The sequence below is a fragment of the Stenotrophomonas sp. P5_A9 genome (assembly GCF_056400525.1).
Genome location: NZ_JBFULC010000001.1, coordinates 1 through 12698 on the forward strand (window position 1 = coordinate 1; position 12698 = coordinate 12698).

The 12698-nt window shown below is 68.2% G+C and carries 12 protein-coding genes; 11 read left to right on the forward strand and 1 reads right to left on the reverse strand.

All coding sequences use genetic code 11. The features are described from left to right. The coding region (locus tag AC1DR7_RS00005; RefSeq protein ID WP_478076349.1) for a hypothetical protein at positions 1–547 on the reverse strand (547 nt) is incomplete at its 3' end. A 382-nt stretch (positions 548–929) separates the two neighbouring features. Here AC1DR7_RS00005 and AC1DR7_RS00010 point away from each other — a divergent pair. The 11 genes from AC1DR7_RS00010 to AC1DR7_RS00060 all read left to right on the forward strand — a co-directional run bounded on the left by AC1DR7_RS00010 (position 930) and on the right by AC1DR7_RS00060 (position 12646). Then, positions 930–1610 carry a response regulator gene (locus AC1DR7_RS00010; protein ID WP_478051802.1) on the forward strand — a complete coding sequence of 227 codons (681 nt, stop codon included), beginning with the start codon at positions 930–932 and terminating at the stop codon, positions 1608–1610. A gap of 80 nt (positions 1611–1690) precedes the next feature. Continuing rightward, entirely contained in the window at positions 1691–2374 is a 684-nt protein-coding gene (locus AC1DR7_RS00015; RefSeq protein ID WP_457321893.1) for a hypothetical protein, read from the forward strand. A gap of 58 nt (positions 2375–2432) precedes the next feature. Beyond that, a complete protein-coding gene (gene pip / locus AC1DR7_RS00020; protein ID WP_478052548.1) occupies positions 2433–3410 on the forward strand; it encodes a prolyl aminopeptidase in 978 nt (325 codons plus the stop codon). Between the two features lie 53 nt (positions 3411–3463). Then, the gene (locus tag AC1DR7_RS00025; protein WP_478052129.1) at positions 3464–4075 is read left to right on the forward strand and encodes a DNA-3-methyladenine glycosylase; all 612 of its coding nucleotides are present in this window, start codon (positions 3464–3466) and stop codon (positions 4073–4075) included. Between the two features lie 85 nt (positions 4076–4160). Continuing rightward, positions 4161–4856 carry a DUF3348 domain-containing protein gene (locus AC1DR7_RS00030; protein WP_457319304.1) on the forward strand — a complete coding sequence of 232 codons (696 nt, stop codon included), beginning with the start codon at positions 4161–4163 and terminating at the stop codon, positions 4854–4856. 10 nt (positions 4857–4866) lie between these two features. Next, the gene (locus AC1DR7_RS00035) at positions 4867–7275 is read left to right on the forward strand and encodes a DUF802 domain-containing protein (protein WP_457319303.1); all 2409 of its coding nucleotides are present in this window, start codon (positions 4867–4869) and stop codon (positions 7273–7275) included. Then, the gene (locus AC1DR7_RS00040; protein ID WP_256774293.1) at positions 7272–7919 is read left to right on the forward strand and encodes an OmpA family protein; all 648 of its coding nucleotides are present in this window, start codon (positions 7272–7274) and stop codon (positions 7917–7919) included. Before AC1DR7_RS00035 ends, AC1DR7_RS00040 begins: the two co-directional genes overlap by 4 nt. Next, on the forward strand, positions 7909–8541 hold the full coding sequence (locus AC1DR7_RS00045) for a DUF2894 domain-containing protein (RefSeq protein ID WP_457319302.1): 633 nt from the start codon (positions 7909–7911) through the stop codon (positions 8539–8541). Before AC1DR7_RS00040 ends, AC1DR7_RS00045 begins: the two co-directional genes overlap by 11 nt. A gap of 298 nt (positions 8542–8839) precedes the next feature. Further along, on the forward strand, positions 8840–9139 hold the full coding sequence (locus tag AC1DR7_RS00050; RefSeq protein ID WP_457319301.1) for a hypothetical protein: 300 nt from the start codon (positions 8840–8842) through the stop codon (positions 9137–9139). Between the two features lie 10 nt (positions 9140–9149). Next, positions 9150–11909, forward strand: a complete 2760-nt coding sequence (gene mgtA / locus AC1DR7_RS00055) for a magnesium-translocating P-type ATPase (protein ID WP_457319300.1) — start codon at positions 9150–9152, stop codon at positions 11907–11909. Continuing rightward, positions 11909–12646, forward strand: coding sequence for an MgtC/SapB family protein (locus AC1DR7_RS00060; protein WP_457319299.1), 738 nt, complete (start codon positions 11909–11911; stop codon positions 12644–12646). Before mgtA ends, AC1DR7_RS00060 begins: the two co-directional genes overlap by 1 nt. Positions 12647–12698 lie beyond the last annotated feature (52 nt).

A 12698-nucleotide genomic window follows, 5' to 3' on the forward strand; every position in this document is an offset into this window, starting at 1 on the left:
CCTCCACACGGGGCAGGCCCAGGATCGAACTGCAGCTACCCACATCCAGCGCATGCCGGATCATCAACGCGCAGATCCGAAAGTCGTCGTGACGGTGCGCCAGTACGCGGAAATCCGGCCAGCGACGCAGTCGCAGGCAGGTGTCGTCCTGCAGCGGTGGCAACGGGGCACCATCGCCGGCTGCATGCAGGCCCGCTTGCCAGAGCAGCGGACGCAATGCCACCGGTCGGGATCGAGCCGCCTGCGCATCGAACAGGCTGCGCGCAACGGGCAGCAGCTCAAGGGTGGGCTGCGGACCCACCAGCGCCGCCTGGAACAGGGCCATCGACATCGCCGACGGCTCGGCCAGCACGCCCAGGTTGTGCTCGGTGTCCAGCCAGCACAGCACCTTGCCCCTGGACATGATCGCAGCGCAATGAATGGGGTCCTGCTGCTTGCGTTCGAGCATCAGGCGTCGGCGCAGCGCCTGCACGAAGAGCAGCGGCTGTGGCGCAGCGGAGGGAAGTGTCGGTTCGACGTCGAACGGCACACGGCGAAAGCGGCTCATACCGCGTGCCTTGCCGCGGCCGCGGACGATGAAACGGACAACATCATGGGGATCTTCGTGTGGGAGCGGATGCCTGGCCGGTGACGCTGGGCGGTCACCAGCCGACGGGGTTCTAGGAGACCATCCGGCCCCTCGATCGCGCCATGCAAATACTGTGAAAACGGTCGCCGCCGCAGGTGTTTGCAAGTATTGGTATGCGTTGCGCGCCACACTTCATCAGTTCAAAAGATGCAGTGCCCCTTTCGCACTATTTGTATATACAACAACAATCAAAGTGCACAGACTTTCGGCTCAGAACAGGGTGCAGGCCGCCTGAATCGCGATACGGGCGATCGGCAGGGTGCCGTGCCGTTCTCCACGCTTGTCCGCCAGGAGTTCCACCGTGCCCATCCGCGTCATCATCGCCGACGATCATCCCGTTGTCCGCCTGGGCGTTCGTGCCTTGCTGGAAGGTGCGGGCCGTTACCGCGTGGTGGCCGAGGCCGCCTGCGCCGATGAGCTTCTCTGCGCGCTGGAGCGTGCGCCCTGCGACGTGCTGATGACGGACTTTTCCATGCCCGGCGGCGCCGCGCCGGACGGTCAGGCGATGCTGGCGATGATCCACCGCAGGCACCCGGCGTTGCCGGTGGTGCTGATGACGATGTTCACCAACGTACCGACGCTGCGGATGGCGATGAAGAACGGCGTGCGCGGGGTGATCGACAAGGCCTGCTCGCTGCTGGACATTCCCCGGGCAATCGACGAGGTCCTCAACGGTTCGGCCTATGTCTGCAGTTCGCTGCGCGCCGAGCTCTGCAACGGCGACGAAGAAACCGGCTCGCTGTGTGCCTGCCTGTCGCCGAAGGAACTGGAGGTGCTGCGGTTGTATGCCTCCGGGCTGAGCATCACCCAGATCGCCGCACGCCTGGATCGCAGTATCAGCACGATCAGTCGGCAGCGCATTTCGGCGATGAACAAGCTGGGGATCCGCGCCGAATCGGAACTGTATGCGTTTGCCAGCGAGCACAGGCTTGCCATGGCACCCTGCCCGGCGCCGCCTGCGCCGTTGCAGTCGGCCGCATAGCGCCCGTGCGCGAGATGGCGCGGCGTTAACGCGGGCTGGCGCACGCTCTGGTGCGGCGTAAATGGAAACCAGAGTCGATCATGAAGCAGGCAGTCCAATTTTTCGTGCTGGGTACGGCGTGGGTAGCCATGGTCAGCGCGTGCAGTCCGCAACCGGCGGTGGTCGTCACCGCGTCATCCTCCATGGCCGCCGCAGACGCCCCGCCCGCAGATACGGGCCCGGCAGCGTCGGTGCCCGGAACCCAGGCCGGCGATGGTTTTGCCGAGCCGGTACCGGGCATCGCGGTCCGCGCGGTTCCCGGCACGCATGTCGAACATGATTTCAAGCGCAGCTACCTGACGCTGGATGCCTGGAAACTGTATCCGGCGGCGGGCAGCATCGGGACGCCGCTTGTCGCCGTCGTGATGGATGGCTCCAATGACGTCACCTCGGCCGAAATGCGGATCGGCCGCAGCGATACGGCAGCCGACATCGCCGCCTGCCTCGTCGCGCCCGACGAGGCGACCGGCCCGTCGGACACGGCGGAGATAGGCGGAGTGCGCTTCACCCATTTCACCGCCAGCGATGCGGCGATGAGCCACTACGTCTCCGCGGAGAGCTACCGCGCCGTGCACAACGGGGCGTGTTATGCGATTGACCTGATCGTTGCCGGCACCCGTCCGGACGTCTACGACCCGCCAGGCACGCCGCCATTCACCAACGACGTTGCCAAGCAGCGGTTGGCAACGGCGCTCGCGGCGGTGCATTGGGTAACGAAGGGCTGAGGATGACCGCGGCGGGGAGGGCCGCTATGCTGCCCTATCCTGCCCCCGAGGACGTCCCATGCGTACGTTGTATCCGGCCATCTCCCCCTACCGTGAGTTCGCATTGCCGGTGGATGGCCTGCACACTTTGCATGTCGAGGAATGCGGTACGCCGGACGGCATCCCCGTGGTATTCCTGCACGGTGGCCCCGGCGCGGGCGCGTCGCCAACCCACCGGCGGTTTTTCGATCCGGCGCGGTATCGCATCGTACTGATCGACCAGCGTGGCAGTGGCCGCTCCACGCCGTTCGGGGAGTTGCATGACAACACCACCGCGCACCTGGTCGCCGATATCGAAGCGGTACGTGCGCACCTGGGCATCGCGCGTTGGCTGGTGTTTGGCGGTTCGTGGGGGTCGACGCTGGCGCTGGCCTATGCACAGACCCATCCGCAGCGCGCCACCGGGCTGATCGTGCGCGGCGTATACCTGGGGCGCGCCGAGGAAAACCGCTGGTTCAACGAGGCCGATGGCGGGGCGCGCTGGGTGTTTCCCGAGCGTTGGGCACGGTACGAGGCACATATTCCGGAAGCAGAGCGCGGGGCGATGATTGCCGCGTATTGGAAGCGCCTGGACAGCGACGACCTGTCCACGCAGATCGCCGCCGCACAAGCGTGGCTGGGGTGGGAGGACAACGCCGCCACGCTGGTACACGACGTCGATGCTGTCTCCACTGCCGATCCGCTGGACACGTTGGCCAAGGCCCGGATCGAGGCGCATTACTTTCGCCACAACGCGTTTCTCCTGCATGGCCAGCTGCTGCGCGATATCGACCGCATCCGCCACCTGCCGGGTGTGATCGTGCAGGGGCGCTATGACATCATCTGCCCCGCCCGCAGCGCGTGGGACCTGGCCTGTGCCTGGCCCGAGGCCCGGTTGGAGATGGTGTTGTCCGGGCATGGCGCTACCGAACCGGCCACCGCCGACGCGCTGGTGCGTGCGACGGACGATTTCGCCGACCAGATCAGCGGGCCATCGGCGCATTCGATTCAACGTTGAGATGTCGTGACGCGTGGTGGTGATGCGTCTGAAATCGACCTGCAGGAAATGACATGAACCCCTGGATCACCCTGCCCCGTACGTTCTACCAGCGACACCCGACCCAGGTCGCCCCGGACCTGTTGAACAAGCTGCTGGTGCGCGACGACGGCCGCGCCGGCCGCATCGTCGAGGTGGAAGCGTATGCGGGCAGCGAAGACCCGGCAGCCCACTCCTATCGCGGCATGACCGCGCGCACGGCCACCATGTTCGGCGAGGCCGGGCACCTCTACGTGTATTTCAGCTACGGCATGCACTGGGGCAGCAATGCGGTCTGTGGCGAGGTCGGGCAAGGCTGGGGCGTTCTGTTGCGTGCGTTGGAGCCGGTGGACGGTCTCGACCTGGTCCGTGCCGCGCGGCCGGCCATCCGCCGCGATGCCGATCTGGCCAGTGGCCCAGGCCGGCTGTCGCAGGCGATGGGCATCACCAAGGCGCTGGACGGTGCCGATCTGGTGCGCAATGACCGGGGCGTGCGCATCGTCAGCGATGGGATGAACCCGCCGGACGCGCCGGTGGTGGGGCCGCGGATCGGGATCAGCAAGGCGGTGGCGCTGCCCTGGCGCTGGCATGTGCCGGGAAACGCCCACGTGTCGGGACGTCGCAGCGCCAGCACGGGCAAGGGCTGACGGCCCGCGACGGGGCGCCCGCCGATCCCGTTCAGACAGGCAAATCGTCATTCCGGTGTAAAATTCATGGTTTTTAGCCGGAACCATGGCGAAAGCCCCCTACCGACCGTCGGTGCCCGGACCGGCCTTCATCCGCCTGCTGGCGGGGTTTGCCGACGGACCGTTGCCCACCTCCAGCCCGGATATTTCCGATCGCCTCAGCCAATGGGTGGATTGGAATCGGGCGGTAGCGTTGTCGCGGGCGCTGGATGGACGGTTGCCGCCGGTACCGCCGGATGCGCCGGTGTTCGACAGTGCCGAACAGGCCGAATGCGAACGGGTGCGCGCGGTGCTGATCGCCGCGATCATGGCCCCGGCCGAGGGCAAGCGCGCCCTGGCCGATGACTATGCCGCGCATCGCCAGCACTGCGTGAACCTGCAGCGGTCCATGCAGGCCTCCACCGGGCGCCTGCGCGGCCGGCTGCGCGACATGCTCGGTCACCTCTCGCCGGAACTGGCGCGGTTGGCCGAAGTGGATGCGGTGATGGAACAGACCCTGAGCCCGCGCGAGCAGAGCCTGCTGGCTGCGGTGCCGGCGCTGTTGGGACAGCATTTTGAACGCCTGCGCGAGTCGGCGCTGCCAGCGCCGACCGCAGGCGACACCGAGGAAGCGGCGCCGTCCAGACCCAGCGATGGCTGGCTGGCGCGCTTCCACCAGGATATGCAGGACGTGCTGCTGGCCGAACTGGATGTTCGTTTTCAACCGATCGAAGGCCTGCTTGCAGCGCTTCGCCCCCGATAACTGGGACGTCATGTTCAGAACTAGTCTTTATTTCGTTGTCTTCCTTGCCGGCCTGCTGGCGGCGTGCTGGATCGGTGCGGGTTACCTGGGCAGCAATCCGGTCGGTGCCGCGGTCGCGGCGGTGATCGTGGCCTGCTACTGCGCCGGTGCGCTGGAACTACTGCGCTATCGCCAGGCCACGCTCGGTCTTGGCCGGGCGGTCGCGGTCGCGGACGCGGGCGCGGCGCAGGCCGACCTGGCCGGCTGGCTGGCGCGGGTGCCGGACGGGCTGCGCAACGCGGTGCGGCTGCGGGTGGATGGCGAGCGCATCGCCCTGCCCGCTCCGGTACTGACGCCGTACCTGGTGGGCCTGCTGGTGCTGCTGGGCATGCTCGGCACCCTGCTCGGCATGATGGCCACCCTGCGCGGCACCGGTCTGGCGCTGGAAAGCGCCACCGACCTGCAGGCCATCCGTGGCTCACTGGGCGCGCCAGTGGAAGGGCTGGCAGTGGCCTTCGGCACCTCGATCGCCGGCGTGGCGACCTCGGCGATGCTGGGCCTGCTGGCCGCGCTGTGCCGGCGCGAGCGCCTGCAGACCGTGCAACTGCTGGATGCGCAGATCGCCACCAGCCTGCACCCGCATTCGCAGGGCTGGCAGCGTGCCGAGGCCTTCCGCATGGCGCAGGCGCAGGCCGAGCTGATGCCGGCCCTGGTCGAGCGCCTGCATGCGTTGACCGTGGCGATCGAGGAACGCAGCACCCAGACCCAGCAGCAGTTGCTCGACAGCCAGGAGCGTTTCCACGCCAAGGCCGACGCCGAACACGCACGCCTGGCCGCTGCGGTCGAGCTGGCGCTCAAGGACAGCATGGCCGCCAGTGCCCGTGCGGTCGGCGAATCGCTGCAACCGATCATGCAGGACACGATGGCCGCCATTGCCGGCGATACCCGCGCACTGCAGCAGCACGTGGGCGCTGCGGTGGAACAGCAGTTGAGCGGGCTCAACGCCGGCCTTGCAGCCAACCATGCCGCCAACGCGGAGACCTGGCGCGCCGCGCTGGCCGCCCAGCAGCAGAGCAACCAGCAGTCGAGTGAGGCGTTGCGCACTGCGCTGGAGCAGCTGAGCGCCCAGCACGATCAGCGTGCGGTGGGCCTGCTCGATGCACTCTCCGAGCGCATGGCCGACAACGTGCAGCACTGGAGTGCGGCGCAGACCGCGCAGCAGCGGACCCACCAGGCGCTCACCGCCGAGCTGCGCGACAGCCTGGCGCAGTTCACCGGGGAACACGCGCGCCAGGCCAGCGACCTGGCCGATGCGCTGGCGTCCCGCCTGGACGCCACGGCCGAACGCTGGGCAACCGCCCAGCACGCGCAGCAGCAGGCCAACGACAGCCTGGTTGCCGCCCTCGACGCGGCATTGCAGCGGTTGACCGACCAGCACGATGCACGTGCCACCGCGCTGGTCGACTCCCTCGCCAACCGGCTGGAACAGAGCAGCGGGCAGACCGCGGCGCTGTGGCGTGCCGCGCTGGACGAGCAGCAGGCCACCAGCAGCGCGCTGGCCGAACGCAACCAGACGGCCTTGTCAGCGGTTGCCGGCACCTTCGATACCCAGGCCGCCGCGCTGGTGGAGGCGATGCAACAGTCGCAGCATACGTTGCAGGACGCACTGGAATCCCGCGATGCCCAGCGCCTGGCACAGTGGAGCGGCGCGTTCGAAGCGCTGACCGTCACGCTGGGCGAGCAGTGGTCGCAGACCAGCGCGCAGGTCGCGCAGCGCCAGCAGGCAATCTGCGATGCCCTGGCAAGCACTGCGCAGCAGATCAGCGCGCAGACCCAGGCCCACGCCAGCGACACCATCGCCGAGATCTCGCGTCTCGTACAGGTGGCTTCCGAGGCGCCCAAGGCCGCCGCCGACGTGGTCGCCGAACTGCGCCAGAAACTCTCCGACAGCATGGTCCGCGATACCGCGATGCTGGACGAGCGCAGCCGTCTGCTGGCCACGCTGGAAACCCTGCTGGATGCGGTCAACCACGCCTCGACCGAGCAGCGCACGGCGGTGGACGCGCTGGTCACCACCTCGGCCGATCTGCTTGAACGGGTCGGCAGCCGCTTCACCGAGCACCTGGCGGTTGAAACCGGCAAGCTCGGCGAGGTGGCCGCGCAGGTCACCGGCAGCGCGGTCGAAGTGGCCAGCCTGGCCGATGCCTTCGGCGGTGCGATGCAGGTGTTCGGCACCGCCAGCGCCGATCTCGGGCAGCGCCTGGAGCAGATCGGCACCGCGCTGGATGCATCCTTGGCACGCAGCGACGAGCAGCTGGCGTACTACGTGGGCCAGGCACGCGAGGTGATCGACCTCAGCGTGCTGTCGCAGAAGCAGATCATCGAGGAACTGCAGCAGCTCGGCGCACGCCGGGGCACTGGCAAGGCCGCCAGCGCATGAGCGATGAGATCGAGGTCGACGGCGAGTCCGGTGCACCGATCTGGGCCGCCTTCGGCGACCTGATGTCGGTGCTGCTGGGCGCGTTCGTGCTGATCCTGGTCGGCGTGGTGGCGCTGCAACTGGAGCTGTCCACCCGCCTGGACCATGAGGTCAAGCAGCGTCAGGCCGAAGCGGCGCGGCGCAAGACCCTGGAGCAGGCACTGGCGGTGCCGCTCGCGGCCGGCCGGGTGACACTGGTGGATGGCCGCATCGGCATCCGCGGCAGCGTGCTGTTCGCGCTCAATTCCGACCAGCTGCAGCCGGAAGGCCGCGAGCTGCTGAAGAGCCTGGCCGCGCCGCTGGCCGAGTATCTGTCCTCGCGCGAGGAAATCCTGATGGTCAGTGGCTTCACCGACGACCGCCAGGTGCGCGAAGGCAATCGCCAGTTCGCCGACAACTGGGCGTTGTCGGCCGAGCGCGCGCTTACCGTGACCCGCGCGTTGATCGCCGAAGGCGTGCCCGCCTCTGCGGTGTTTGCCGCCGCGTTCGGCGCCGAGCAGCCGGTCGGCTCCAATGCCGATGAGGACGGGCGTGCACGCAACCGGCGTGTTGAAATGGCGCCGATTCCGCGGCCCAGGCCGGCCAAGGCCAGCAATGGCGGCTAAGCCGGTCGATCCGCGCGCGCGGCTGGAACAGTGGCGCCAGCAACAGCTGGACCGGCACGACCCGGTCGCGTTCGCGGTGCTCGATGCCCTGCAGGCACGTGCGGCGCGTGCGCAAGGGACCGCGCGCACGCTGCTGGAACAACGCTTGTCCGACCGCGTGGCGGCCTACGCCAGTGCGCTCCCGCGCGCTTCCCGGCGCGGCGTCGTCGCAGCGCCGCTGCGCGCGGCGCCATTGGCCGATCTGGTCGCGGAACTTGCCGCCCGCCCGCGCGTGTTGTCCACACCCGACGCGTCCAGCGGCGCGCAAACGGCCCCAACCGCTTACCCTGCCCTGCCGGCGATCGACGAATTCCGTGCGCTGTGGGCCACCGTGCGCAGCCGCAGCCAGGTACGCCAATCGCTGGCGGCCGCACCCAGCGATGGCGGTCCGCTGAACTCGGCGGTGCTGGTGCATCGCGCGATCACGTTGATGGGCGACATCTCGCCCGGTTACCTGAAACACTTCCTGGCCTACGTGGACAACCTGTCCTGGCTGGAACCGCTGCAGCCACGCAGTAGTGCGCCGGCGCGGGACGTGGGCCGCATTCCCAAGCCGCGTCGCGCACGCCCGGCCAAGTCCTGATCCACGCGGTCGGCCGACGGCCGGCATCGCACCCCTATACCAAGGTATATCGCGGCGAACCCACGGGCATCTAGGCCTGCGGGCGTGCGGTGCGGACAATACGCGCACCGGTTCGGCGCAGTGCGTCGCCCCGGATCCGCCCTTCCGCTACCGGATTTCCCCATGGATCCCGATCCTGCCGGGCGCCACGCGCCCCTGATCCACCCACTGCCCTGTTTCACCCCGGCGTCCGGCCGGCGGCTTCGGCTCGACTGAGTCACTGGAAGCCGACGGGCGCTGCCTGCCCGGAGGCTTTCCGATGAACTACAAGATCCTCTACATCACCCTGCGCCGCCTGATCGGTGAGCGCAACGTCGCCGCGCTGCGCAGCCAGCTGTTGCAGCACGGCGCACCGCTGTTCGCCCGTGCCCTGGCATTGGGCTCGGCGCGGATCATCGCCGACGCCTTGAGCCTGCTGCCGATCGTCGAGCGCGTCAGCGTGCTGCGCCACCTGCCCGCGCCGATCCGTACCGCCATGAAGCCGCTGTGCTCGCGCGGCAATCCCCGTTTTTCGCTGCCGATGGTGACGTTTTCCGTCGCCCGCGCGCAGCACGCCTGAGGAGTTCCCCATGACCCTGCTCAACGCATGGTTCGATGCCTTCCTGCGCAGCCGCCGCGCCGGCAGCCTGTTCCGTCGCCGTGCCCTGCCCGAGGCGGGCATCGGCCGCGGTGCGGCGACATCGGTGCCGGTGGACTTCAGCGATGGCCTGCTGCGGTTGGCGCATGCGCCCTTGGCCACTGCACTGGCCGCGCTGGATTCGCATCCCGATGGACTGAGCATGCATGAGGCCGGCGAGCGCCTTGACCGCGTCGGCCCCAACGAAATCGATCACGAAAAGCCGCTGCCGTGGTGGCGCCATCTGTGGCAGTGCTACCGCAACCCGTTCAACCTGCTGCTGACCCTGTTGGCGGCGGTCTCCTGGCTGACCGAGGACCTCAAGGCCACCGTGGTGATCGGCACCATGGTAGTGCTGTCCACCCTGATCCGCTTCATCCAGGAAGGGCGTTCCAACCGCGCCGCCGAGCGGCTCAAGGCGCTGGTCGGCAACAACGCACGCGTGCTGCGGCGTTCGGCGGGGACCGAGGCGGCCGACGTGGCCGACCAGTACTTCGGCGCGCACCTGCACAGCCGGCGGCCGGCGCAGCAGCGCTCGCTTCCGATCCGCGAACTGGTCCCCGGCGACCACATCGTGCTCTCGGCCGGCGACATGATCCCGGCCGACTGCCGCGTGCTCACGGCCAAGGATCTGTTCGTGGCGCAGGCGGCGATGACCGGCGAGTCGCTGCCGGTGGAGAAGTTCGCGGTGCCCGATGTGGCCCAGGCCAATCTACTGGAACAGCCCAACCTGCTGTTCATGGGCACCAACGTGGTGTCCGGGACGGCCACGGCGGTGGTGCTGGCCACCGGCAACCGCACCTGCTTTGGCACCATCGCCCAGCGCAGCACCGCCACCGAGCGGGCGCCCACCGCCTTCCAGGCCGGCGTCAACAGCGTCAGCTGGCTGCTGATCCGCTTCGCGCTGGTGATGGTGCCGTTCGTGCTGCTGGTCAACGGCGTGACCAAGGGCGACTGGACCGAAGCGTTCCTGTTCGCGCTGTCGGTGGCGGTCGGGCTGACCCCGGAAATGCTGCCGATGATCGTCACCTCCACCCTGGCCAAGGGCGCGGTGCTGTTGTCGCGGCGCAAGGTGATCGTCAAGCGGCTGGATGCGATCCAGAACTTCGGCGCGATGGAAGTGCTGTGCACCGACAAGACCGGCACCCTCACCCAGGACCGGATCGCGCTGGAGCGGCATACCGATGTGTTCGGCAACGACTCGCAGGACGTGCTCACCTTCGCCTACCTCAACAGCCACTTCCAGACTGGGCTGAGCAACCTGCTCGACCGCGCGGTGCTGGAGCACGTGGAGCTGCAGACCGAGCTGCGCCTGGCGCAGGACTACCGCAAGGTCGATGAGATTCCGTTCGACTTCGAGCGCCGCCGCATGTCGGTGGTGGTGTCCGAGCGCGACGACCACCACGAGCTGATCTGCAAGGGCGCGGTGGAAGAGATGCTGGCGGTGTGCAGCACCGTGCGCGAAGACGGCCGCGACCTGCCGCTCGACGCGGCGCGGCTGGCCCGGGTGCGGCAGACCACCGAGGAGCTGAACGAACAGGGCCTGCGCGTGGTGGCGGTGGCGATGAAGGAAACCCCGGCGACCCAGCAGGTCTACTCGCAGGCCGACGAACAGGGCCTCACCCTGCTCGGCTATGTGGCGTTCCTGGATCCACCGAAGGAATCCACCGCGCAGGCGCTGCAGGCCCTGGCGGCGCTCGGCGTGGAGGTGAAGGTGTTCACCGGCGACAACGAGCTGGTCACCGCGCGGGTGTGCGCCCAGGTGGGCCTGCACGCCGATGCGATCCTGACCGGGCCGCAGATCGAACGCATGGACGATGCCGCCGTTGCCGACGCACTCACCCGCCACCGTGTGTTCGCCCGGCTCACCCCCCTGCACAAGGAACGGCTGGTACGTGCCCTGCGCGCGCAGGGCAAGGTGGTGGGGTTCCTCGGCGATGGCATCAACGATGCGCCGGCCCTGCGCGCGGCCGATATCGGCATCAGCGTGGACAGCGCGGTGGACATCGCCAAGGAGGCCGCCGACATCATCCTGCTCGAGAAGAGCCTGATGGTGCTCGAAGAAGGCGTCATCCAGGGCCGGCGCACCTTCAGCAACATGCTCAAGTACATCCGCATGACCGCCAGCTCCAACTTCGGCAATGTGTTCTCGGTGCTGGTGGCCTCGGCCTTCCTGCCGTTCCTGCCGATGCTGCCGCTGCAACTGCTGGTGCAGAACCTGCTGTATGACATCTCGCAGATCGCCATTCCGTTCGACAACGTGGACGAAGAGCTGGTGCGCAAGCCGCTGAAGTGGAACCCGGCGGACATCGGTCGCTTCATGGTGTTCTTCGGGCCGATCAGTTCGATCTTCGACCTGAGCTGCTTTGCCCTGATGTGGTACGTGTTCGACGCGCGCACCGTGGCCGACCAGAGCCTGTTCCAGTCGGGCTGGTTCGTGGTGGGCCTGCTCACCCAGACCCTGATCGTGCACATGATCCGCACGCCCAAGGTGCCGTTCGTGCAGAGCATTGCCGCCCCGCCGCTGCTGGTGATGACCGGGCTGATCATGGCCATCGGCGTGCTGCTGCCGATGAGCCCGCTGGCCGGCTACTTCAAGCTGCAGGCGCTGCCGCCGGGCTACTGGCCGTTCCTGGTCGCGATCCTGTTCGGCTATGCGGTGCTGACCACGCTGCTGAAGAAAGTCTACATCCGTCGTTACGGGTGGCAGTGATGGATCTCAATCCGCATCTGCCGCCGTTCAATGCCGGGGCCACGGTCAGCACGCTGATCAGCCTGGCTACCGCCTTCGTGCTCGGCTCGGCGATCGGCCTGGAGCGCCAGCTGCGCCAGCGCACGGCCGGGCTGCGCACCAATACGCTGGTGGCGGTGGGCGCGGCGGTGTTCGTCGATCTGGCCGTGCGCTTCCATGACATGTACGGCGGGCCGCCCTCGCCGCTGCATGTGGTGGCCTACGTGATCTCCGGCGTCGGTTTCCTCGGCGCCGGGGCGATCATGAAGGACGGTGCGCAGGTATCCGGGCTCAACACGGCCGCCACGCTGTGGGGCTCGGCGGCGGTGGGCGCCTGTGCCGGGATCAAGCTGTTGCCCGAGGCGGTATTGGCCGCGCTGTTTGTACTGGCCGCCAACACACTGCTGCGGCCGGTAGTCAACCGCATCCAGCGGCAACCGCTGCAGGAAGCGTCCGGCGAGGCTACCTACGCGGTCACGGTGATCTGCCAGCGTGACCGGCAGGCCGAGGTGCTGGACCAGCTGCTGGTGCTGCTGGAGCAGGCGCACTACCCGGTACGGGCAGTGGAGCCGCGGCCGTTCGGCGACCGCGACGTGGAAATCGAAGCCGTGCTGTATGCGACGGCGGTGGATGCCGATGAGCTGGATGCCGTGCTGGCCACGCTGTCGACCACGCCCGGCGTGCTGCAGGGCTTCTGGAATGCCACGCTGGAGGACTGACACCGGCCCACCACGGTACCGATGCTATGCTCCGCGCGCCGCTTGTTGCGGC